Origin of the sequence: Streptomyces malaysiense (assembly GCF_000980885.2) — a bacterium.
GTDB classification, from domain to species: Bacteria; Actinomycetota; Actinomycetes; order Streptomycetales; family Streptomycetaceae; genus Streptomyces; species Streptomyces malaysiense.
The window spans coordinates 137,788-160,845 of the sequence record NZ_LBDA02000024.1; the positions used below are offsets into that span (position 1 = coordinate 137,788).

General features: G+C 74.0%; 14 protein-coding genes. 4 read left to right on the forward strand and 10 right to left on the reverse strand.

Features of this window, described 5'->3' with window-relative positions; genetic code table 11:
* Positions 1 to 115: 115 nt before the first annotated feature.
* From VT52_RS39385 to VT52_RS11870, 5 genes are all read right to left on the reverse strand, one after another.
* Positions 116 to 2,566 carry an ATP-binding protein gene (locus tag VT52_RS39385; protein WP_046422044.1) on the reverse strand — a complete coding sequence of 817 codons (2,451 nt, stop codon included), beginning with the start codon at positions 2,564 to 2,566 and terminating at the stop codon, positions 116 to 118.
* Complete coding sequence (locus tag VT52_RS11855; protein WP_046422045.1) at positions 2,563 to 5,910, reverse strand: phospholipase D-like domain-containing protein; 3,348 nt, start codon at positions 5,908 to 5,910, stop codon at positions 2,563 to 2,565. The genes VT52_RS39385 and VT52_RS11855 overlap by 4 nt, the downstream gene beginning before the upstream one ends.
* Positions 5,903 to 9,595: an AAA domain-containing protein gene (locus VT52_RS11860; RefSeq protein WP_046422046.1), complete on the reverse strand. Its 3,693-nt coding sequence runs from the start codon at positions 9,593 to 9,595 to the stop codon at positions 5,903 to 5,905. The genes VT52_RS11855 and VT52_RS11860 overlap by 8 nt, the downstream gene beginning before the upstream one ends.
* On the reverse strand, positions 9,588 to 13,568 hold the full coding sequence (locus tag VT52_RS11865) for an AAA family ATPase (protein WP_046422047.1): 3,981 nt from the start codon (positions 13,566 to 13,568) through the stop codon (positions 9,588 to 9,590). The genes VT52_RS11860 and VT52_RS11865 overlap by 8 nt, the downstream gene beginning before the upstream one ends.
* Before the next feature lie 73 nt (positions 13,569 to 13,641).
* Complete coding sequence (locus tag VT52_RS11870) at positions 13,642 to 15,090, reverse strand: lipase/acyltransferase domain-containing protein (RefSeq protein ID WP_167377684.1); 1,449 nt, start codon at positions 15,088 to 15,090, stop codon at positions 13,642 to 13,644.
* A 393-nt stretch (positions 15,091 to 15,483) separates the two neighbouring features.
* Here VT52_RS11870 and VT52_RS11875 point away from each other — a divergent pair, with 393 nt between their 5' ends.
* Both VT52_RS11875 and VT52_RS11880 read left to right on the forward strand, forming a co-directional pair.
* Entirely contained in the window at positions 15,484 to 16,818 is a 1,335-nt protein-coding gene (locus VT52_RS11875; protein WP_046422048.1) for a PP2C family protein-serine/threonine phosphatase, read from the forward strand.
* 123 nt (positions 16,819 to 16,941) lie between these two features.
* Complete coding sequence (locus VT52_RS11880) at positions 16,942 to 18,069, forward strand: MASE1 domain-containing protein (protein ID WP_079174992.1); 1,128 nt, start codon at positions 16,942 to 16,944, stop codon at positions 18,067 to 18,069.
* 81 nt (positions 18,070 to 18,150) lie between these two features.
* On the opposite strand, the gene VT52_RS11885 is transcribed toward VT52_RS11880, so the two are convergent.
* The gene (locus tag VT52_RS11885) at positions 18,151 to 19,092 is read right to left on the reverse strand and encodes an amidohydrolase family protein (protein WP_046422049.1); all 942 of its coding nucleotides are present in this window, start codon (positions 19,090 to 19,092) and stop codon (positions 18,151 to 18,153) included.
* 58 nt (positions 19,093 to 19,150) lie between these two features.
* Here VT52_RS11885 and VT52_RS11890 point away from each other — a divergent pair, with 58 nt between their 5' ends.
* Positions 19,151 to 19,705, forward strand: coding sequence for a MarR family winged helix-turn-helix transcriptional regulator (locus VT52_RS11890; protein ID WP_338059186.1), 555 nt, complete (start codon positions 19,151 to 19,153; stop codon positions 19,703 to 19,705).
* A gap of 75 nt (positions 19,706 to 19,780) precedes the next feature.
* On the opposite strand, the gene VT52_RS11895 is transcribed toward VT52_RS11890, so the two are convergent.
* From VT52_RS11895 to VT52_RS37915, 4 genes are all read right to left on the reverse strand, one after another.
* Positions 19,781 to 20,431 carry an HAD family hydrolase gene (locus VT52_RS11895; RefSeq protein ID WP_046422050.1) on the reverse strand — a complete coding sequence of 217 codons (651 nt, stop codon included), beginning with the start codon at positions 20,429 to 20,431 and terminating at the stop codon, positions 19,781 to 19,783.
* Between the two features lie 174 nt (positions 20,432 to 20,605).
* A complete protein-coding gene (locus VT52_RS11900; protein WP_046422051.1) occupies positions 20,606 to 20,794 on the reverse strand; it encodes a hypothetical protein in 189 nt (62 codons plus the stop codon).
* 120 nt (positions 20,795 to 20,914) lie between these two features.
* Positions 20,915 to 21,559, reverse strand: a complete 645-nt coding sequence (locus VT52_RS11905; RefSeq protein ID WP_107481307.1) for a sigma-70 family RNA polymerase sigma factor — start codon at positions 21,557 to 21,559, stop codon at positions 20,915 to 20,917.
* Positions 21,560 to 21,689: 130 nt separating this feature from the next.
* Positions 21,690 to 21,839: a hypothetical protein gene (locus tag VT52_RS37915; protein ID WP_167377685.1), complete on the reverse strand. Its 150-nt coding sequence runs from the start codon at positions 21,837 to 21,839 to the stop codon at positions 21,690 to 21,692.
* A 707-nt stretch (positions 21,840 to 22,546) separates the two neighbouring features.
* Here VT52_RS37915 and VT52_RS11910 point away from each other — a divergent pair.
* Complete coding sequence (locus tag VT52_RS11910; RefSeq protein WP_240509722.1) at positions 22,547 to 22,957, forward strand: hypothetical protein; 411 nt, start codon at positions 22,547 to 22,549, stop codon at positions 22,955 to 22,957.
* Positions 22,958 to 23,058 lie beyond the last annotated feature (101 nt).

Genomic DNA, 23,058 nt, shown 5'->3' on the forward strand with positions numbered 1-23,058 from the left:
CGTCCCCGGGGAAGGAGCGCGTCGGTGTCCGCCGAGGGAGTGCCGCCGAGTGCGGGGCCGGACCGGAGGGCCGGTCGAAGCAGGGTGGCCTCCGGCGTCCCGCCCGCACGACGGCTCACGGCGGGGCGTCCTCGGACTCCGGGAGGACCAGCCGGAACGCCGCCCCCGTCAGCGCGCGGTTGTCGGGGTCGAGGACCTCGATGTCGGCCGAGACCTCGTCCGTGGCGCAGGACTGGAGGTAGCGGCGGACCCGGTGCAGGCCCCGGCCCCGGCCCTCGCCGCGGGTGGTCCAGGCGGGGCCGAAGATCCGGGCGGGGCGGGAGCGGGCCCTCTCCGGCAGGCCGGGGCCGCTGTCGCGCAGGACGACCAGTACCTCGGGGCTCTCGCGCTCCACCAGGATCTGGAGCACCCCGCCCTGCCCGGCGAGGGCCTCCCCCGCGTTGTCCATCACCTCGTAGAGCACCGCGCGCAGCACGGGCTCGGGCACCGCGACCCGCAGTCCGGGCGGGCAGCGCACATCCAGGCGGACATGCGGGTGCGCCTCCTCGAACTCGGGGCCCAGTGAGCCGAGCAGCACGGCAGGCCCGGTCCCGGGACGACCTGACGGGTCGACGTCCGCCTCGGCCAGCTGGAGCCGGGCTTCCTCGGCGAACTCCTCGAACGCGGTCGGGGTCTCGCGCAGCCGGGAGTACACCGGCACGGTCGCGTAGCGGTTGAGGTGCCACGCCTTCGGACCGTCGCGCCGCTCCTCCCGCTCCAGGGCGAGCCTGCCGAGCAGCACGGTGAGCTGCTGCTCGGCCTCGGCACGCAGGGCCCGTACGACACCGCCGAGCGGGACCCGCAGCTCACCGCCGTCCGGCACGACGGTCAGCAGACCGCGGCGCACGAGGTCGTCGACGGCGGCGCGGACACGCTCCCTGACCCGGGACTCCGCGCCGCACGCCTCCGCCATGTCCGCCGCTTCCTCCCGGCCGACCTGCCCGCCCACCGCGTCGCTCGCCGCCAGCGCCGCCCACCAGGCCGCCTCCGCCGCGGGGCCGCCGCAGCGGGCCACCAGTTCCTCACGCAGGGCGTGGGTCAGCGCCTCGTCCCGCTGCCAGCCGCCCTCGGCCGCCGCCCAGCGCCGGACGGGGCCGGTGCCGCCGACGGGGTCCTGCGCGTACCGCAGCATCACCAGCAGCAGGTGCGGGTCCATGCCGGTGCAGTGCTCCATGGCCTGCACGGCCGCCGGTCCGCAGCCCAGCGACAGCCGGCTGATCCAGCGCAGGGTCCGCCAGGCCACGTCGGCCTCGCCGCCCAGGATCCGGCCGAGCTCGGCACCGCTGTGCCCGGCGAGGGCCGAGACGGGCCACTGCGGGGCGAGGACGCCGAGCAGGGCCGCGGCCCGGTCCGGTACGTCGGTGAGCACCACCAGGCACAGCAGGTCGCGCAGGGACAGCACCGCTGCGGGCCGCCGGTCGGTGTAGCCGGACGGTTCGACCTGGGGGCCGACCACCACGCAGGGCCGCTCGTCCCCGCCGGTGTCCGGCAGGCCGACCGCGCCGGGCCCGCCGACATACAGGTCGACGCGGCCGGTTGGGTGCAGCCGGGAGAGCGCGGGGCCGCCGAACAGGCCGTCCAGGAAGGCGAGATGGAAGAAGCTGTGCTCGACCGGTGTGGCCGTCATCGGTCCGGGCGGCGCCCCGAGGAAGCGGCACAGCGCGCGGGCGAACCCGGCGGCCGCCTCGGCGGACGGATCGTGCTCCAGACCGCCGTACGCCGCCAGCAGCTCCTGTCCCTCGCGGTCGGCCGCCCGCCAGTCGACGAACGCGGGGGGCCGCAGCCGGCCGGGGTTGAGGTGGAAGTCGAGGAACTGGCGCGGGTCCCACTCCGCCTTCCAGACCGGCGGCGCGGTCATGCCCTCGGGGATCGGGGCACCGGGCGGCTCACGGTTCAGCAGGGCCCTGGCCGCGACGAGTTCACCGGCGTCGAGCAGGGCCCGGACGCGAGCGGCCGCCCGGCCCTCCGCTCCCGCGCCCTCCACCGGGATGAGCAGGGCCGTCAGTTCGCCGGCGGCGTCGGCGACGCGCCGTTCGACGTCGTCCGCCAGCGCGTCCAGCCGGGCCACCACCCGGGGCCGCCCCGAGCGTGCCTCGGCCACCAGCGCCTCGGCCTCGGCGGGGTCGTCCCGCCACGCCACACCCGCGCCCTGCGCACGCCGGGCCAGGGCGGCGAGCCGCTGCCGCACCAGTTCCGCGGCCCGCACCCGCAGGCTCTCCAGCTGCCGGGCCAGCCGGTCGGCGTCGTACGGGCGCAGCTCCCCGCAGCCGGCGAGCAGATACTCGGCGGCGTCGAACTCGCCCCGCTCCAGCAGCTCTTCGCAGACGACGCCCACGGGGCGGCCGCCGAGCCGGGCGAGGACCGCGCGGGCCAGCTCGACGGCGTCCTCGGGGCCGTACGACGCCCGCCGGCGCGCCAGCAGGGCCAGTACCTCGGGGTAGCGGAACCGGCCGGGCCAGGTACCGAGCAGGTGGCGGGCGCCGTCCAGGTGGTTCCGCACCTGGCTGTCATGGCTCGGCGCGCTCACGCCTTCTCCTTACCGGCCTTCGGCAGCGCGGACAGCGCCTCCAGCAGGGCCTTGGCCGGATGACAGGCCGGTTCACCCAACTCGTCCGCCTCCTTCACCAGTTGATGCCATGATCCGTCCAGGTGGAGGGCGAACTGCTTCTGGGCGGTGGTCAGCCGAGGTGCGGCGGGACTCTGGTGCCCTTCCTCGGAGCGGGCGACGAGGGACCTGGCCTCGGCGATGAACTCGGCGAGCCGGCGGGCGTAGGCGAAGTGGTTGCTCCACTCGATCTTGCGCAGACCGAGGTCCGCGGACATCCGGTCGAGCTGGGTACGGATCTCGTGCTCGCCCTGTGGCAGCCCCTCGATCACCGGGGCCCAGCGGTCGGCCGGTCGGGGATCGCGGGCCATCTCGCGGACCTCGGCGAGGATGCCGCCCGGCCGGAAGAGGGCGCGGTGGAGCTTCTGGCCGTCCGTGAAGCTGAAGTGGTTCTTGGCCTGTTCGAAGTCGTCCACCTCGGCGGCGAGCCGGTCCCAGCGCTCGTCGGTGCGCGCCGAGCGCTCCTGGCCGGCCGCCCATTCGTCGACGTCCCGCAGGGGCAGCGGGGCCGGTGCCGCCTCGAAGCAGGCGCGGGCGGCGCGGGCCAGCTCCAGCCAGGCCGTCGGCAGCCCCTCGGCGGGTGCCCCCTCCATCAGGTGCCGCAAGACGAGCCGGCCCGTGTCGCCGCCGTGCAGCAGCATCTCGGCGACGGCGCCCGCGAGCGCGACGGTGCGCTGCTCGGGCGGGGCCGCCTCCAGCGCCAGGGCGCTGAAGAAGAGCTGCTCACCGAAGGGGCCGTGCTCCAACGGGAGCGCCGCGGCGGCGAGTTCGACGGAGAGCGCGCCGGGGCGGCCACCCAGCAGCGGGGTGAGCAGATACGCCTCCATGAACGCCCCGCGCCGCCAGGCGTCCTCCAGGAGCCAGCGGGACCATCTGTCGGAGTCGGCGAGATGGAGACCGGGCCGGTGGGCGGCGGGGCGGTGGGGGCCGGTGCCCCGGTCCTCGGCGCCGCCCGGACCCTCCGGCTCGCCGTCCCCCGCCGAGCCGTCGCGGCTCCGCTCCTCCGCGCCGTGCGCACCGCCCGTGTCACCCGCGCGCCCTGCCGTCCCCTCCCCGTCACCCATCAGCAACGCCGCCGCGTACCGGCGCAGTTCCTCCGCGCCGCGGCCCGCCCGCTCCCGCTGGGCCAGTGCCGTCCACGGGTCGTCGTCCAGCGGGATGGCCGCGAACACCCCGGCCGTGGGGTGGTACTCCGGGCCCACGGCCCCGGGGCCCCTCGCGTCCCCGAACCACTCCGGAATCCCCAGCTCCCGCGCGAAGTCCACGGTGAACCCGGTTCCCACGACGTGCAGTCCCACCTGCGCCACCGCGCCCTGCCCCGGATGCGCCGCCCCGTGCCCGACCGGGTGGTGGCTGCCCACCACCATCTCGTGGTCGCTGAGCACCGCCCGCGCCCTGGCCTTGCCGACGCGCAGGGTGCCGTCCGCCCTGAGGGCCTTGAGCAGGGCGTCGTACGCGGTGGCGGTGCGCCGGCCGCCGCCGAGCGAGGGATGCTGGAGGTGCACGACGCCGCCGGCCTCCCGCAGCCGGCGCAGCCGCAGGGCGAGGGTCTCGTCGCACGCCTCGTGCTCGGCGCGGTCGTCGGTGACGGCGAGCCGCTCGCCCGCGCCCGCGACGAGGCGGCCGACCGCCTCCGTGTACGCGCCGTCCCACACGGCGCGTACCACCGGGTCGGGCCCCCGGTACACGTCGTTCACCGCGTCCACGAGTTCGCGCAGCACCCGGCCCCAGGCGGCCGACCAGCCCACCTGGAAGCCCACCGGGTCCTCGTCCCAGCGCTCCGGCAGCTCCGGGGGCTCCCACCGCCACCAGCGCACGGGCTCGGCCGGCAGTCCGCGGCCGGTGCGGCCGAAGTCGTCGGGGGCGATGGCGATGCTCCGCGCGGTCTCCCAGTAGGTGTAGACCCTGCGGACCCAGCTGAGCAGGTCGGCCACGCACAGCGGGGGCGTGTCGGTGTCCTCCGGCGGTTCCACGAGCACTCCGGCGCCGGTCTCGCCCGACAGGAAGCCGCGGGAGCCGACGTAGGCGGCACGGTTGTCGCAGATCAGCAGCGATGCCGCGCTGGAGCTGCCGCGCTTCTCCAGCAGCACCTTGCCCGGGTGGCGGGCCTTCAGGTCGAACAGGGCGGTCTCGACCCGGGGTTCGAGTCTCGCCGTGGGGTGCTCGCCCCACAGCAGGACGAGGGTGGCGCCCCGTTTGAGCGCCCCCTCGATGCCGGGCAGCAGCGGGTTGAGGGCGTCGTAGGCGATGGTGGGAGCGGCCAGCACCAGCTGGTGTTCGGCGCGGTCGATCAGGTCGCCGACGACATAGCCGACCCCGGCCCCGGGCGCTACCCGCTGAGCCGCGCAACGGGCCCTGCGCGCCTCGGAGATCTGCTCCCGCAGCTGGTCCGTCCTGGACCTCAGCGCGTGGTGCCGGCCCGGCAGGTCCGGCAGTTCGGGTGCGCCGTCCAGTCCCTCGGCGAGCTGCTCCAGATCACGGATCAGCTCCTTGAGGGTGTCGGGCCGTACCACTTCCGGCACCTGGCGGTTCAGAAGCTTCTTGACGAAGTCGCTCTCGGCGCGGGTGCGCAGCAGATGGGTGATGTGCGCCTGGAAGAGCTGGGCGCCCCTGCGTCCCCAGCCGGACGGCGCCTCGACGGGCACCGCGGCGATCTGGCCGCTGCCGGGGTCCTTCTTCACCACGACCTCGACCGTGCTCCAGCGGACCGCCTCGGGCGGGCTGAGCACGGGGTTGGTGAACGACACGTTCAGCACCCGGCGGCGCACGCCCCGGTTGCGGCGGTCCTCGGCGACGGCCTGGCGGACGGCGCGCAGCAGTTCGGTCTGCGGCAGGTCCTCCGCCGAGACGCCCCGGGCCATCGGCATCTCCAGGGCGCCCGGCGGGACCCGGACGCTTCCGTCCCGGTACGGCAGGATCGTCTCGGTCACCGGGTCGAACAGGAACTTGCGCGAATCCACGCTGGTGGCGACCGCCTGCGCGCCGTCGCCGTCGCCGAGCACCGCCTCGGCCGCCGGGGTGCCCTCCAGGGTGTGGGAGGTGAAGTCGACGGCGAGGAAGCCCCGGCTCCACAGGGCGTGCACCACGTCCAGCATCAGCCGGCGGGGCAGCGAGAAGAGGTCGCCGAGGGAGTCGACGGTGGTACGGCCGCCGGCCACCGCGGCGAGCACCAGCTCCTCAAGGGTCGAGGCACCGGCCTCCGAACCGAGTTCCACCCGCAGGGTGATCACCCGGCAGGGCAGCGCCACCAGGGTCGTCTCACTCACCGGCGTCCTCCGCTGCCATGGCTCCGGCGGCGCCCTCGGACGCCTCGTCCCGCGGCGCGGGCAGGACCGCCCGCCGGCCGCCGGTGATCTCCTCGGTGACCGCGTCCACGATCACGCCGCTGTCCCGGAACGCCTCGATGACCGTCGCCCAGTCCGCGCCCCCGTACTGCTCGAAATGCGCCAGGTCCCCGACGACGACCAGCAGTCGGCGCGCCCGGGACAGCATCACGTTGACCACCTCGGGCTGCGCGGTGTGCCCGACGTTCCCCCGGGTGCCCTCGCCGCGCACGGCGCTGCGCACCAGGGAGACGATCACCACCTCCGCCTCGCCGCCCTGGAAGGAGTGCACGGTGTGCACCCGTCCCCTGAGCCCCTTGGCCTCCAGGATGCCGGCCTGTCTGCGATAGGGGGTGATGACGACGAGGGCGCCGGGGTCCGTGCGGTGGGCGAGCCCGAGCCGGGCCACGAGGTCGTCGATCAGCCCCGCCTCGCCCTCGTTCCCCCAGTAGGGGGTGTCGCGGCAGCCGTCGTGCCGTGAGGTGTCGAGCCACACCAGCGGCGCGTTCGTCAGGTACGGCGGCTCGGTGCGGCCGTGGATCTGCTCGATGAACGGGTCCGAGGTCAGGAAGGTGCCGGTCGGGCCGGCATCGGGGTAGAAGGCCCGTGCGAAGGGCGCGGCGATGTCGGGGTGCATGCGGAACTGGGTGACCAGGACGTCGACCGGCCGCCGCGAGGAGGCGGTGCGCCGGGGATCATGCCCCTCGAAGAAGCGCCGGAACATGTGCAGGTGCTCCAGGTAGGTGTCCTGGTTGGCGTGGTGGGCCTGGATCCGGTCGTGCTCGTGGGCGGCGAGCCCCTCCAGGAAGTCCCGCATGTCCTGGGCGCGGTGCGGGCCGAGCTGCTGGTAGTCGCCGACCAGCGTCCAGCGCACGCCCCGCACCAGCGGCATGACGACCTCGGTGGGCCAGGCCTTGGCGGCCTCCTCGATGATCACCCAGTCGAACATGTCGCTCGGGTCGCGGACCTCGTCGGACAGGGTGCCCGCGATGGAGCAGGTGGCGAAGACGATGTCGGCGCCGGACTTCACCCGCTCGATCAGCTCCAGGCGGGTGTCACCCGCGAGTTCCGCCCACCGCTTCATCAGCTTCTTCTCGTCCTCGCCGCGCGCCCCCTCACAGCCCCGCTCCACCCGGCGGACGATGTGCGCCACGAGGTCCTCGACGATGTTCTCCGCCGTCAGCTTCCGTACGGCGCCCGGCGCTTCCTCGCGTTCCCTGCTGCGGGACAGCTCCCGCAGGGCGAGCAGGGAGCGGTCGTCGATGCGTGGCCGCAGCTCCTTGACGATCTTCTCGGCGAGCTGGTCGAGCGCGTCGTTCGACTGGGCGCTCACCAGGACCCGGGCTCCGTGCTCCATCTCCAGGAAGTCCCGCAGGGCCTTGGCGACGACGGTGCTCTTGCCCGTGCCGGGCGGACCCTGGAGGGCGTAGAAGGGGTGGAAGCGCAGCATGTTGGAGACGATGGTCTGACCCTTGCCCCGCAGCTCGCTCTGGTCCCGGCTCGTGCCTCCCCTGCTGCGCAGCTCGATGGCCTCCGGCGCGTCCAGGATCCGCACCAGGCCCGGCTTGTGCGCGAGCGAGTCCAGCCCTCGTGCCTCGCGGCGCAGCTGGGTCTCGGTGCCGCGGTCCTCGTCGGGCCTGAGCCAGCCGCGCTCGGGCACCTGGCGCCCGCCGAGCGGCTGGATCTGCACCGAGTCGGCGTCCAACCGCACCCTCAGCCGCGCCTCCACCGCCCTGCCGCCGAAATAGGGGTCGGTGGGATGGCCGTCCCGGCCGGTGCGGTCCTCGACCAGGGTGACCCGCGCCCACTCGTTCTCCGTGAGCAGCTGCCGGGCGAAGTCCCCGAGCGGGGGCCTGCGCCGGGGCTGCGCGTAGGAGGTGAGCAGCGGATCCCCGTGCAGCCAGCGGCGGTCGCGCTCATGGTCCTGGGTGAGGACGATCGCGTCGCCCTCCTCCGAGCGCACCCGCACATAGGGGTACTGGCGGGCGCGGAGGGCGACGCCCTGGTACTCCAGCATGAACCGGTAGGAGCGCAGCAGTCGCTGCGAACCCTGGTGGTCCACGGCGCGCTCGGTGACGACCGCCTGGGTCAGCTCCTCCCAGGAGGGCCGCGTCTCTCCGCCCTTGTCCAGCGTCTGGCCGATCCAGAAGGGCACGAGGTCGACCTTGCCGATGCCGCGCCTGGGCCAGGCGGTCAGCAGGTCGTCCGCGTACCGCTTGTCCAGCAGGTACTTGATGACCAGCGTGTCCTTGTGGATCTTCTTGCGGCGGCCGGAGATCGCCTCGTCGTAGTGGAACGCGCAGAACCACACGGCCTGGTTGCCGATGAGCGCCCACTCCGCCTCGGCCTGGGACTGCGGGGAGTCGCCGTGCACGAAGCCCTGGGCACCGCTGGGGCTGTGCACCAGCTGGGCCTGGCGCAGCTCGTCCTCCAGGAAGGTCTGGAGTTCCCGGCATCCCTCCGGGGTGTCGGGGCGGTGGTCGGTCCAGCCCCGGCTCTCGTGCACCGTCTGCACGGACTTCTCCGGCATGAACGCCAGCAGCTTCGGCTTCCCGTCGTGCCGGTCCCCCGAGGCGAAGCCGAGCGTGATCTCCGTCCAGTGGCGCTGCAGCGCGGCCGCCGCGTCGAAGGAGGAGATACGGCCGCTGGGGGACGGGTCGAGCATGGCCGCCAGCACCTCACGCAGCCGGCGCGGCACCCCGGTGGTCGCGGTCAGCGTCCGGCGCATCGCGGTGTGCAGTGCGGCCAGGGCCTGTGCGAGCCGTTCCCCGGGCGCCCGCTCGACCGCCGCGCACTCCTCGGGCAGCAGCTCGGTGACGGCGCCGAGGAACAGCTCCCAGCCGAGCACGCCGAGTCCGAACACGTCGGTGCTGCCGTGGTCGAGCCTGCGGACGCGCATCCGGCCGAGGAGCGAGGGATGCGTCTCGGGCGCGAGGTAGGCGAGGTGGCGCGCCCTCGGGACGCCTGCGGGCGGGGCGAGGAACAACTCCCGGACGTCCTGGGAGCGGTGGTCGTCGGGACCCGCGACGTGGTGCAGCAGGTTCTTGAGCAGGGCGCTGAGTTCGAACCGGGTCAGGGCGAGGGCCGCGCGCTCCGGCCGCCTCGGCTCCATGGCCAGCCTGATCGCGCCCAGGGTCAGATTGCGGTGCACGATCCGGGTGCCGTGCAACTGGCTGAGGGCGTCAACCAGCAGGCTGAACTGCTCGAACGCGACGATCGGGTGCCTGCCGACCCAGTCCCGCACGTCGGCCCAGTCCTGCTCCGCCAGCGGCCCGCCGACCTTGCGGGTCATGATGAACGCCACGCGGTTCGTCTTGTCGAACCGCCCGTCCACGATCTCCGGCAGCGCGGGGTGCCCCAGCATCCGCAGCCGCAGCAGATTGCGGACCTCGTGATCCCACAGCTCGCCCGCGAGATCGTCCACTCCGTGGAAGAGCGACACCTCCCGGGGCGGTTCCTCCCCTTGCGGGGCCCGCAGCACGAACCGGGTCAGCCATCCGTCGATGACGTGCTCGACCCCGCCGTCGAGCTCCCAGCCGCCGCCCTCCGGCGCGTAGACCGCCCGCCCGCCGGTGAAGAGGTCCTTGATCTGGAACTCCACGTCCTGCTGCGCCCACGGTTCATCCATCCCGGTCCCCCGTCTCGTCGTTCCCGGGACCGGAGATCCCGGCCGCGCCGGCGCCCCGCTCCCGGGACTTCACCGCCGCCACGGCCAGGACGACCACACCGTCCCTGAAGGCCACCGCGAGCCGCCCGCCGGAAAGGGCCGACAGCCCGAGCACCGGGGAGCCGAGCCGGATGCGGTGGCCGGCGGCGAGGGGCCGGGCGGCGGGCGCACCGGTGGCCCACAACTGGACCTCGCCGTCGTCGCCGGCGCTCGCCCACATCCCCCGGTACGCCGCCCCGCGCAGCCGCGCCATGCCGGTGACATCGCCCGGGTGCGCCCGCGTCACCTCCGCCGGCGGGCGGTCCGCGGCGCCGTCCCACCCCATGCGGTCGCCCGCCCGGACCGCTTCCCCGGTCAGCTCCCGGCCGCCGGCCGCGTCCAGGACCCGCACGGCCCTCTCCGTCCGCCCCGGGGCCCGCACCTCGTGCCACAGCGCCAACGCCTCGGTCCCCTCCTCGGTGACGTACCGGTGCATGCCGATGATCCGGCCGAACGGCACCCCGGCGCCCGGCGCCGCGCCGGTCAGGTGTTCCGCGGGGTCCCAGAAGTGGATGGCCGGACCCCGTTCCGCCGCGGCCGCCACCACTCGCCCTCCGTCGGGTCCCGCCAGCAGCGCGAGCGCACGGACCCCGCCTCCCGGCCCGGCGCCGACCGGCCGGCGGGGCCGGTCCGCCGTCATGGCCCACAGGCCCCGGGGGTCCCCCCACAGGACCGTCCAGCCGTCCCCCGCCCGCCACCCGGCCAGCGCCGCGGAGCCGGCCGCCCGCAACGGCCCCGGGACGTCCGAGCGCTCGACCGCCGCGTGCCCCTCGGACGAGGCGTCCCACCGCCACAGCGAACCGTCGTCACAGGCCACCGCCAGCTCCGCACCGGCCAGCACGGTGAGCGCGGCGAGCTGCCGCCGCAGACTCATGGTGTGCAGCAGCCGCGGCACCGCCCCGGCCACCTCCCAGAGCGTGAGGTCCCCGGCCCGTTCGGCCACCGCCAGCCACGGCTCGCCCCCGGGCCCGGTGACCGCCGCCAGACCCACCACGTCGCTGCCGGGCGCGCCCGGCGCGGGCGACAGCCGCGCGCCGCCCGGTTCCCCGGCCGCGCCGGGGTCCAGCAGCGCCACCCAGCCCGTCTCCCCGGCCACGGCGAACCGTCCGTCGGGCAGCGCCACGAGCTGCCAGACCGGCTCGGGCGCCTCCAGCACGCGCTCGTCGGCAGCGGCGGCGGTAGCGGCATCGGGGTGCCAGATCCGCAGCGTACGGTCCTCGTGCGCCGACACGACCAGGTCCGGGCCCGCCCCGGCCGGGACGTCCCCCGCCGTCCCCGAAGCGCCGTCGGCGGCCCTCGGGACACCGCCCGCCGCCACCGCCGTGACCGGGCTGTCGGAGCCGCGTGTCAGCAGGACCGGGGCGTGGCTGCGCCAGGGCTCCCACAGCGTCACGGAGCCGTCGCGGGCGCCGCTCACCAGCCACGGCCGGTCGGGACGCGCGGCGACCGCGGTGACCATCTGTCCCGCGTCGAGCTGGAGATGCGGTGGCGTACGGGGCACCGCGCCCCAGCACACCTCCCACTCGCCGCCGTCCCCGGCCGGGTGCGGCTCACCGCAGGCGCGCAGCCCGCCGAGCTGGCGCAGTCCGGGCCGGTCGGCGGCGCCCGAGCGCTCGATCAGATGCGCGGAGGCGACCGTGCCCAGGATCTCGGCGGGCAGGTCGGTCGGGACCGTTCTGCCGCCGCGCCGCCCCGGAGCGAGCGCGAGCCCGCACAGCGTCGCCACCCGCAACCGGTCCAGCACAGCGCGACGGGCGGCCAGTTCGCGCCAGCCCGGGGCGCCGCAGTCGGCCGCGTACTCGGCGAGCCGGCTCTCCAGGTGCGGGCTCGGCGGCCGGCCCTCGGCCACCTGGTCGGCGGCGAGTTCCAGCAGCGCGGTGAGCATGGCGAGCCGCTGCCCACCGGTGACCCCGGCGGCCAGCCGCTCGGCATAGGTGCGATGGGCCAGCCGGTAGACACTGCGCCGGTCCTCCCCGTCCAGCAGCACATAGGCGGCGGCCTTGCCCAGGAACTCGGTGAGCCCCCGTTCGTCCGACGCGCCTCCGTCCCGCCCCGCCAGCGCGCTCGCCGCCCGCAGCCAGATCCCGTCGGCACGCGGCAGCCCCCGGCCGTGGCCGAGCGCGAGCGCCCTCAGGAACGGCAGCGCCATCGGCAGCTGCGCCGTGAGACGCGCCACGGCCGCCCCGAACAGCCCGGAACGGTCCCGGTCCAGGAGCTTCAGGAGCGCCTCCCGCGCGCCGGGGTCAGGCGACAGCACACCCGGATCCCCCTCGATCTCCCGCACGAGCAACGCCACCTGGAGGAACTGCCAGGCTCCCTCACGCACATGCTGCTCGACGGCCGCCCGCACCGTCTCGGTCACCGCGTCCGCCCACGCGGGGCCGGTCTCCACCGGCGGCGCGTCGGCGCCCTCCCCGAGCGCCCTGCGGACCCCGTCGGCGGCGTAGGCACCGGCCGCGACCGGGTCCGGCAGGAATTCCAGCACCCGCGCACCGCCGGTCTGCGAGCCGAGCACCGTCGGCAGATCGATCCGCGCGCCCCCGGGACGCCCGTCGTCGCCGGGTGCGCTGCGGGTGCCGATGATCAACGAGACCTGGGGGTGTTCCGTCACCGCCAGCAGCAACTGGGCCGTCGGCACGGGGTCCCGCGCCTCGTCGAGCGCGTCGGCGACCACGAGGATCCGTCGGGCGGGCTCCGGGGAACCCGGGCCCCGCTCCCCCGCGGGCGCCCGCCCCGCCCCCACCCCTGCGAGCCGGTCGCGGACCTCCGCCACGGTGCTCCCGGTCAGCCGCAGCACGGCCCCGACCCGGGCCCCCGACTCCCGAAGCCGCCGCAACGCCTCCCCGAGGAACGCCGACTTGCCGACGCCGGGCGCCCCGGGCACGATCAGCACCCGCTCCGCTCCGGGCTCGGCGGCCCACCGCACCACCTCGGCCAGCTCCGTCTCCCGCCCGGTGAAATGCGGGACGACCTCCAGGAACCCGGCGCGCTCGCGCTCCTCCGGCGACTCGACCACCCGGGTCCCGGTCACGGGTGCGGCTTCGAACTCCCGCTGCCTGCGCCGCTGCTCGGCCACCGTGGTGACCCCGGGCAGCGGCACCCGGTCCCGCACCAGCAGCCTCAGCTCCGCACAGGACTCGCCACCGAACTCGCAGTAGTGGCCGGACTGCTTGAAGAACCGGCCCAGCTCATGGAGTTCGAAGACGTCATGGCTGGTGAGCGTGTCCAGGTAGTCCTCCAGCGTCTCCCGGAACGTCCCGAGGTACGCCTGCGCCGCGTCCTTCCCCGTCGCGATCAGCAGAATGGAGTAGGGGGCGTCGTCCGTCGCGGCCGCATGGTCGAGACGTTCCCGCACCACCCTCGCGAAGTCGGAGGACTTGCACGCCTCGATCACCACCATCGCCCACTGCCCCTCCGCCGGACGGCGGTTGCGCCATTCGGCGTAGAGATGCTGGGCGAACAGGTCGGGCGTGAGCTGCGCGTGGTCCCCGCGCGCGGCCGACCCGGGCACGAGCAGGGCCGGCCCCATGCCGCCCCGGCGGCCGTGCCCCAGCCAGACCAGGGCCGAGGGCCGTTCCTTCGGGCGGCGCTCGCCGGGTTCGCCGTACTCCCCGGACCAGCAGGCGAGTTCGTCGTCGGCCACGCCGAGGGAGTCGACGGTGCCGGGCCGGGCGGACGACGGCAGCGCCGGCTGTCCCCCGATCCGCCGCAGTACGTCGAGTACGGCGGCCGCCTCCGCCGCGGTGTCCGCCTTCGGGTACCCGGCGACATGCCCGACCGGCACCACCAGCGCGTCGAACGCCTCCGCCACCGTCCCGTCCCGGACCGCCCCGCCCTGCCGCGGCACGACCAGCGACGCGGGCGACGCGGGCCCGACGGTCCCCGTGCCTGTCACGGTTCCGGTTACGGTTACGTCCCCCGCGGCTGCCGGCTCGCGCCCCGCCGACACCAGTTCCGCCGCCATGGCGTCAGCCGTCGTGCACCATGTCGAGGACCGGGACGAGGCGCCGTTTGGGCTCCGCGCCGCCGGTCACCTCCACCTCGTACATCCCCGGCCGGCCGGGAGTGCAGGAGGCCGCGAGGACACCGGGCCGGCCCGGTACCGGCCGCAGGGCGGGGGTCAGCAGCTCGTCCAGGCCGTTGACGCCGCGCACCCTGCACTCCAGGTCGGCGCCCCGCGCGACCCCGTCGACCTCGATGGCGAAGGGCTCGCCCAGGGTGGACCACTCCGGCGCGCACAGCTCGAACTCCGCCTCGTCCCCCAGCATGGCGCCCCGCTCGTCCGGATGGCGCAGCCCGTGCATCAGGCCGGAGGCCATGTCGAGGACACTGCGGGAGCGGATGAGCTCGCCGTGCTCGTGGTAGAAGTGCACCGGCCTCGCGGTGCCCGGCAGCTGGGCCGCGTACTGGTACACCGTCCCGTCGCCGGTGCGCGGGTCGCGCTGCGGCCGGCCCTCGGCGTCCGGGAGCAGCCGGCCGTCGTTGTAGCGCTTGAAGAGACAGCGGTCGAACAGCGCGACACCGTCGGCGAGCCGGTAGCTGGTCCAGGTCCGCTGGCCCATACCGACGACCGTGACGTGCTCGGGCAGGGTGGTCTCCGCCCGGCCGGCACGCCTTTCCACGGCCGCCTTCGCCAGGTCGCGCCGCCCGCCGAGCGCCACGATGTCCTCGATGCCCGGCACCCGCATGTCACCGTCCACCTCATGGGCCCGGTAGCTGGGCAGCAGGTCGTACAGCCCCGGCATGGTCGCGGCGACCGGGCGCAGGACCGCGGGCGGCACGGGGAGCGGCAGGCCCTTGCCGGCGTTGAGCATCAGCACGGCCTTGACCGAGCCGCTGAAGGGGGTGCCGACGGTCATCACCGCCCGGATGTCGGCGCGCAGCGTGCTGTCCAGGTGCAGGGCCTCGCGGATGAGCAGGCCGCCCATGGAGTGGGCCACGAAGACCAGCCGGGCGGGTCCCGCCTCGGGGTCGGCGTCCAGGTAGTTCCGGTGCTCGGAGTGGGCGCGCCAGGCGTCCAGGTGGCGGCGGGCCGCGGCGGCGAGGAGGGCGCCGTTGTGCTCGACGGACAGCCGCCAGTCGTAGGGGAAGGGGAGGAGGGCGGCGGGGTCCACCACGCTGCGCCGCATCTCCGTGACCATGGCGGTGTAGGGGTGGGCGGAGCCGAGCCCCGGTAGCGATTCGAAGCTCTCCAGGAGCCCGGTCGCCTCGACGTCTGCGGTGCCGCCCTCCCGCTCGCTCCCGGTCACCTCCAGCCGGCGCAGCTGGTCGGTGTGGGCCCCCGCCGTGTAGGCGAGGAGCTTTCCGACGCCCCATAACTTCCGGCCGGTCCTGGTCTCCCTGAGCTCGCTGCCCATGATGCCGGGCACGATCACCACGGCGTCGTGCAGCCTTCGTCCCGGATTGCTTCTGCGCATGAGCTTCGCCTCGAACGCTCTGACGACCCGCATCCCCTGGGGTCGATGTCATGGACGGAATCCAAGAGGCTAGCACAGCGCACCACGCTCCGTGACTGCCTCAACTAACCTACTCAGCCTGGGAGTTGCCCCTTCCGCTTGCGTCGCCTCCGGTCGCGCCCGCGCGCCCGGAACGCCGGACCGGGCCGCCTCGCCGAGCGCGTACTTCGAGGTCCGCCCGCGTGTCGCGGCCCCCGGCGAGCGGCGGGACGACGCACACTGCCCTATTTTTTGATTGATGACCGAAAGGCCGGTTTCGCCGTGCCGTACCTCGGCCACCGATGACCCAGGGTCACCCCAGGAGGGCGCGATGTACCGCTCCGAGACCGGACGACCGGCCACGGGGAGCCCCTGATGGCCGGGCCCGAGAACGGGGCGTCGCCGAAACAGCCGGAGGATTCCGACCTGCACGTCCGTCTGCGGACCGAGCTGGGCCGCATGGACGAGCAGATGCGCAGCCTGCTGGAGGCCATGGACCGGCTCCAGGGCCTGCTGGACGCGGTGGTCGCCATCACCAGGGAGAACGAGCTGCCCTCGGTCCTGTACCGCATCGTGACCACCGCGATGGACCTGGTGGGCGCCCGCTACGGAGCGCTCGGCGTGCTCACCCCCTCCGGTGACGAACTGGACCAGTTCATCACCGCCGGCCTCACCGAGGAGGAGCGGGCCGCCCTCATCGGCACCGACTTCCCCCACGGCCGGGGCGTCCTCGGTCAGCTGATCCACCACCCCGAGCCGCTGCGGGTGGACGACATCGCGGCCCATCCGTCCTCCGTGGGCTTCCCGCCCAACCATCCGCACATGGGCACCCTGCTCGGCGTCGCCATCAGCGTCCGCGGCGAGATCTACGGCGACCTCTACCTCTCCGAGCGCCAGGACGGGCAGCCCTTCGACGCCGACGACGAGAGCGTGGTCACCGCCCTGGCCGGCGCCGCCGGCATCGCCATCGAGAACGTCCGTCTGTTCGAACGGGTGCGCGAGGGTGCCGAGCAGTTCCAGCGGCTGCTCCTGCCCACCCTGCCCGACCTGCACCCCTTCACCGCCGCCGCGGTCTACCGGCCGGCCGCCGAGCCCAGCCAGCTCGGCGGTGACTGGTACGACGCCATCCCGCTGCCCGGCGACGTCGTGGCGATCGTGATCGGGGACGTGGTCGGCCACGACCTGCCGGCCGCGGCCGCGATGGCCTCCACCCGCAACATGCTGCGCGCCCTGCTGTTCGACCGGGGCAACGCGCCCGGCGCCATCCTCACCCAACTGGATCACACCCTCCAGGCCATCACCGAGAACCCCATCACCACCATCACGCTGGCCCGTATCGAACCGGACGAGGCGGGCTGGCGGCTGTCCTGGAGCACCGCCGGACACCTTCCGCACCTGCTGATCGCGCCGGGCCGCCCGGCGGAGTACCTGTTCGCCGAGCCCGGACTGCCGCTCGGCGTCGACCCCGGACTGCCCCGCCCCGACCACTCCTGTTCCGTGCCGCCCGGCGCCACCGTGGTCTTCTTCACCGACGGCCTGGTCGAGCACCCCGACCGCCCGATCGACCAGAGCCTCGCGGAACTGATCGAACTCGCCGTCGAGTACGCCTCCCTCCCCCTGGACGACTTCGTCCAGGCCCTCGCCGACCACCACCCCAGCGACGGCCACGACGACATGGCCGTCCTGGCCCTGCGCACCCCGCCCGCCTGACCCGGCCGCCGCCCGCCCCGGCCCGTTTCCCACCCTGGGGTCCCAGGCCGTCCCCTGCCGTGGAGGATCCCCCCGAACCGGCGGATGATGGTGGCCGGGGCGGTGTCGATGCGGAGGTCGCCGATGACGGTCGCGCGGCGTGGAGGACTCCGGCGCGGTGGTGTCGCCGCTCTGGAGATCTGCGCCCTCGCGGCGCTGTACTACGGCTCCGCCGAACTGGGACTGCTCCAGCAACTGGTGCGCGGCCAGGTCACCCCTCTATGGCCCCCGACCGGTATCGCCGTGGCGGCCCTGCTGCTGCGCGGTCCGCGGATCTGGCCCGGCATCACGCTCGGCGCGCTGCTGGTCAACCTCTCGCTCGGGCCGTCGTACACCGCGCTGCTCCTGATCGTCGTGGGCGACACCCTCGCGCCCCTGTGCGCATACGTCCTCCTGCGACGCGCGGGGTTCCGTCCCGAACTGGACCGGCTGCGCGACGCGATCGCGCTGGTCTTCCTCGGCGCCTTCGCCGGGACGCTGGTCAGCGCGACGACGGGCAGCGGGACGCTCGTCCTCACCGGCGGCCTGAACACCGACCGGTTCTGGACGACCTGGTGGGTCTGGTGGACCGGTGACGCGATGGGCGTCCTGGTGGTGACGCCGGTCCTGCTCGTGCTGTCCCGGGCACGTCTGCCCTGGCACGTGAAGCCGTCCCGCTGGGCAGAGGTCCTGCTCCTCCTCGCGGCCACCGCCTGTGTCGGGGTCGTCGACACCAGCAGCACCCCTCTCCTCTTCCTCGGCTTCCCGCTGCTGATCTGGGCCGCCTTCCGCTTCCGCCTGGCCGGCACCGCACCCGTAGCCCTGGCCGTCTCGGTCTTCGCGATCATCGCCGCCGGCCGCGGCTCGGGCCCGTTCGCCGAGCACGGCGTGCTCACCGACATGGTCACCCTCCAGGCCTACAACGGTTCCTCCGCACTGACCGCCCTGCTCGTCGCGGCGGCCGTCAGCGAGCGGGACAAGTCCCAGAGGGAGATTGCCCGAGCCTGCGGCCATCTCGCCGACCTGGTCTCCCGGCTCTCCGCCACCGGCACCCAGCCGACACCGCCCGCCTCCGGCTCCCATCCCCACCCCGGGCCGCCTCGCGGCTCCGACGCCGGCTCCGGGTCTCGCCCCCGCCCCGGCTCCACTCCCGGCGCCGGCGAAGAACGCCACCGCTCCCGCTCGACCTACCGTCCGGCACCGCCCCCGCGCGGAACCGCCGACCCGGACTGAGACGGACGAGCCGAGCCGGACCAGACGGGGACCGCGGCAGGCGCCGCCCCGCCTCCCGCTCCTCCGGCACAGGGCGACGGATCAGGCCGCCCCGAGTCTCGGGAAGAGGACCTCCGCGTCGCCCCGGTTGATCGCGTCGAGCTGTCCCGGTTCGTAACCGTCGTAGCCGTCGAGCATCGAGTCGAAGAGCTTGCCGTGCTCCTCCGCGGCGAAGGGCGGGTCACTGCCGTAGAGGACATGGCCCGGAGCCGCGAAGGCGAGCAGGGAGGGCAGGGCGGAGGGGCTGGCGGACAGGGCGGTGTCGAAGTAGAAGCGCCGCAGGCCGGCCAGGACGCCCTCGGGCGTGGCGCCGGGGCTGAACTGGGCGCCGAGGGTGAACCGCCAGGCCGCATAGGGCAGGAACCCGCCCGCGTGGGAGAGGATCACCCGCATCCGGGTGTACCGGCTCATCACTCCGTTGAGCGTCATGTGCAGCGCGGTGCGGGTGGTGTCGAAGGGGAAGTCGACCACGGGACCGGGCAGGCCGTCGAGCATGGGCAGCGCCGAGCCGGTGGGGTGGACGAAGACCACGGCGCCGCGCGCGTCCAGCTCTTCCCAGAGCGGGACGAACTCCTTGTCCCCGAGGTAGCGGCCATGGACGTTGGACATCAGCACCACGCCGTCGGCATGCAGTTCGTCCAGCGCGTACGCGGCCTCGGCGAGCGCGCCGTCCACGTCCGGCAGCGGAAGGCTCGCGAAGATTCCGAAGCGGTCGGGGCGGTCTTTGACCAGTTCCGCGCCGTACTCGTTGACACTCCGGGCCACCGCGCGGGCCTCCGTGTCGTCGCCGAAGTGAGTGCCCGGTGAGCTGACCGAGAGGACGCCGGTGGCGATCGAGCGGCGGTCCGTCATCGCGATCGCGCTCTGCGCGTCCCACGCGGGCGTGGGCCAGCCCGCCGCCGTGGCGCCATGCCGCTCCATCACCTCCCGGTAGGCACCCGGAACGAGGTGCTGGTGGACATCGATGCGCCGAGAAGCGACCATCTCCTCTTACCTCCCTAACATTTAGCATGCTAACGATTGCTTTGCTAAAGTAGCAGCCGTGAGTGACAGACGCAACAGCCTTCACCCCGGCGAGCAGCCGACCTCGGACGACGGCCGGCCGGAGGACCCCGCCCCCGGGCCGGCGGCGGACCGCGACCGGCCGGCGGCGCGGGGCGGCATCGGCGCGGAGGAGATCTCCCAGGCCGCAGACGCCCTCTTCTTCGCGATGCGCCGGGCCCGTACGACCGGCGCGGAGCACTACGGGGGCCTCTCCCTCCCCCAGGTCGCCCTCCTCGAACCGCTGGCCACGGAGCCGGACCTGCCAGTGGGCCGGCTGGCGAGCAGCGCGGACGTCAGCGTCCCGACCGCGACGCGGATGCTCCAGCAACTGGAGTCGAAGGGCGTCGTCGTACGCCGCCGCTCATCCGAGGACGAACGGCGTGTCCTGGTCAGCCTCACCGACGACGGCGCCCAGCGGCTCGCCCTGCTCCGGGGCCACCTGCGCGAGCGCCAGGCCCGCGCCTACGAGGCGTTCACCCCGGCCGAGCGCGCCCTGCTGGTCACGCTGCTGCACCGGCTCACGGACCTGGTCGCCGACACGGGCACCGGCTGAGCCCTCGGCGGTTCGTTCACGTCCGCCTGCGCGAGCCCCGCTGCGGACAGCGCACGCCGCCGGCAACGCGACAGGTCACCGTCCGGCGATGAGCGCGGGCAGTACGCGCATGTCGTGGAAGACGACGGTCCCGGGTCCCGCGAGCCGCTCGGCGGGGGTGATCCCCCCGGCGTACCCGAAGGCGCGCATCCCCGCGGCCCGCGCGGCCCGCACACCGGGCCCGCTGTCCTCGACCACCGCACAGGCGGCCGGCTCGACCCCCATACCGCGGGCGGCGTGGAGGAACAGGTCCGGCGCCGGCTTGCCGCGGGAGACCTCGGCGGCGCTGTAGATGCGGCCCGCGAAACGGTCGTACAGCCCGGTACGGCCCAGAGTGTGCCGCATCTTGTCGTGGGAGCCGCTGGACGCCACGCACATCGGCAGCGTGATCGCGCCGAGGGCCTCCACCAGACCGTCCACAGGGGCGAGTTCGGCGTCGACGGCCTCACGGTGCCGCTCCTCGAAACGCTCCGACCAGATCGCGGCGGTCCGCGCGCCCAGCCGGTCTGCGACCTGTTCACGGATCGCGGCGTGCGAGCGGCCGATGAACCTGCCGACGACCTCGTCCTCGCTCAACGGCCAGCCCAGTTCGGCGCCGAGGGCGACCTGGAGGCGGACGGCGATGCGCTCGCTGTCGACCAGTACACCGTCGCAATCGAATATGACGAGCTCAATCGGCTTGATCATCCTGGCAGGATAGACACTTGCCCGGCGTGCCGCCTCCCTCTCGAAGAAGTGGCACGCCGGGCCTCGTGTCCAGCTGTCGTGGCGCTGCTCGTCCGAGCCCGGGTCCGTCCCCCGTGCGGATCTGGCCTCAAACCCCCCGCGCATTCCCCGACGGCTGCTTCCCCTCGTCCCCGTTCAGCAGATGTGGAGCGAGAGGGAGTCGGCCGAGACGGGTCGAGCGTCTCGGTCGTCCTCCTCCAACCGGTCCTCGACGCGATCCAGCAGCGCCTCCCAGCTCACCGGATCGATCTCTCCCGGTGGCTGCCGAGTCGGCGCCCGGCATGCCTCCGCCGCCTGGCGGAGCAGTTCGAATGTCTGGTACATCCCGCGTGTTCCCTCCCGAGGTGTGCGTGTGAACCTTGTCTTTCTCCGGGTCGCTAGGACCCAACCTGGGCTCACGGGAGGCGACGTGTGGGCCCCCTCCCGTGAGTCCGAGTAGCGGCACTAGCTCGTCACGTCGCCCAGTACCTCGTCGTAGATCGTTTCCTTGTAGGGCTCCAGGGCCTTGCACACGTCCTTGAACCGGCGGCCCACCGTATGCCGGTCGATCTTGAGGCAACGCGCGATCTCCGCCTGGCTGAGGCCCTCGACGATCGCGAGCCTGCCGACCGGATACAACCTGTCCGTCAACTTCTCGGCGAGGAAACGGTCGATGGCCTTGAGGCGGACCTCCCGTGCGTGGTCCCCCTCGTCCGCCTCGACCGGCACCTCCGGGAACTCGCGTACCGGGGAGGAGAGATCACGGTCCCTGCCGCGCACCGCGTCCGCGATGACGTCGCGCATGACCTTGCGCGCGAAGGCCCGTCCGCCGTCCCGCCGGTCGAGGGCGAAGTCCGGCCTCGACCAGGCGCGCACCAGCTGCAGCACGCAGGTCTGCACCAGGTCCTCCAGCATGTACTGCATACGCGCCTGGCGCACCATCCCTTCGAGGAACGGCTTCAACCGACCCAGTTCCTCGACCTGTTCCGCCGTCAGCCGTCGGCGGGGCTTGGACTCGGGGGCGGGACGGGCGCCGGGGACGGGGTCCGGCGGGGTACTCGGTGGGTCGTTCGGCTCCGTCGGCCCTCGAACATCGGGGGCGTTGCGCATAGGGACCAGTCCTTCCCGTCAGTCAGCCAACTCGTCACTGGCCTGCGGCAGTTCACCGCTTCATCCATCCATGCCGTGGGGCGGACCCGGTACGGTGCGTTTTCGGACCACGAGTTCGAGCGACGGGCGCTCAACCCAGCACCTGGAGAACGAAGACCGCGACTCCGACACCCACGAGCAGGGCGACCCCGAGCGGCGGGTCGAGGAAGGCCACGTAGGTGACAAGGCCCGCGACGACCATGATCAGCAGGGTGCGTCGAATCTTCCGGAGGGAATCCATTCGGGCTGCTCCAAGAGGGGGGTTGCGACGCCGGTCCTGAACCGGCGCGACCGGTCGTCCGCCGGTTCACCGGAGCAGGCCGTACCGGTGGACCCCGGAGGGAGCGCGGCACACGGTGACCGTCGTCACCTCGCGCGTCGCACCCGGCGCACCCCGCCCCGCACGCGGGTGTCTCCCGGGGCCGAGCGGGGCAGCCGGACCGTCCTCTCCGACGGGGGCGGGAGGTTGTCCATGGTCACCCCGCTCGCGCCCGCGCCGGGCGAACGCATGGTCGGCGCGAATGCGCTCGGGATGAATGAGTAGGCTGCGGTGCCGTTCCGTCAGAGCTGTCATGCCCATTCGAAAGGCCGCAGTTGAGCACACCACCGTCGTATCCCGACCCCCGGCAGATGCCGGGGCCGTATCAGCAGGCTCCGGGGCCGTACCAGCAGGCGCAGGCGCCGGGGGCATATCAGCAGGCGCAGGCCCCGGGGGCGTACGCGCCCGCGCCGGGACCCTACCCTCAGCCAGGGGCGGCACCGTACGCGCCCGCGGCCGCTCCGGGGCCGTACCAGCAAGCCCCCGTTCCTGGCCCGTACCAGCAGCCGCAGGCGCAGCCGTACGGCGGTGGGATGCCGGTCGGTGGGGCGATGCAGGCATGCCAGATATGCGGGGCCGGGCCCGCGGCGCAGGTCACGGTGCGGGGGCATCAGGGGATGCTGATCATCATGCGTTCCCTGCGCCGCCGGGGGACGATGTGCCGTCCCTGTGCGCTGGCCACCTTCCGGGAGATGCAGGCCAACACCATGGTGCAGGGGTGGTGGGGGCCGATGTCGGTGGTCATCACGCCCATCACGCTGCTGATCAACCTCGCCGCCCTGTCCACGATCCGCCGTATCCCGGAGCCGGTCGCGGCCGGGCACCGGCCTTCGCTGAACCCGGGCAAGTCGGTGTTCAAACGGCCGCAGGGCATCCTCGGGCTGATCCCGCTGTGCCTGGTGCTCGGTGTCCTGCTGCTCGCCGTCGTCGGCATCGCGGCCGGGTCGAGCGACGACAACGGTGCGGCGCCGGCCGTGAAGGTCGGATCGTGCGTGCGCGGTGACACCGCGGCGACGTGTTCGGATCCGCTGCGGAGTTAGGGGCTTGTCCGGCCGGTGACGGTCGGACGGGTGAGTGGTCCGGTCATGGCGACGGGCCGGTGCTTCACGCACCGGCCCGTCTTCCATGAGGGTTGCGTCCC

Excerpts from the sequence above, each read along its gene's own strand:
- VT52_RS11875 (WP_046422048.1), top strand. The coding sequence starts at position 15,484 with ATGGCCGGGCCCGAGAACGGGGCGTCGCCGAAACAGCCGGAGGATTCC.
- VT52_RS11870 (WP_167377684.1), bottom strand. The coding sequence starts at position 15,090 with ATGCGCAGAAGCAATCCGGGACGAAGGCTGCACGACGCCGTGGTGATC.
- VT52_RS37915 (WP_167377685.1), bottom strand. The coding sequence starts at position 21,839 with ATGGATTCCCTCCGGAAGATTCGACGCACCCTGCTGATCATGGTCGTC.
- VT52_RS11880 (WP_079174992.1), top strand. The coding sequence starts at position 16,942 with ATGACGGTCGCGCGGCGTGGAGGACTCCGGCGCGGTGGTGTCGCCGCT.
- VT52_RS11900 (WP_046422051.1), bottom strand. The coding sequence starts at position 20,794 with ATGTACCAGACATTCGAACTGCTCCGCCAGGCGGCGGAGGCATGCCGG.
- VT52_RS11905 (WP_107481307.1), bottom strand. The coding sequence starts at position 21,559 with ATGCGCAACGCCCCCGATGTTCGAGGGCCGACGGAGCCGAACGACCCA.
- VT52_RS11910 (WP_240509722.1), top strand. The coding sequence starts at position 22,547 with ATGCGTTCCCTGCGCCGCCGGGGGACGATGTGCCGTCCCTGTGCGCTG.
- VT52_RS11895 (WP_046422050.1), bottom strand. The coding sequence starts at position 20,431 with ATGATCAAGCCGATTGAGCTCGTCATATTCGATTGCGACGGTGTACTG.
- VT52_RS11860 (WP_046422046.1), bottom strand. The coding sequence starts at position 9,595 with ATGGATGAACCGTGGGCGCAGCAGGACGTGGAGTTCCAGATCAAGGAC.
- VT52_RS11885 (WP_046422049.1), bottom strand. The coding sequence starts at position 19,092 with ATGGTCGCTTCTCGGCGCATCGATGTCCACCAGCACCTCGTTCCGGGT.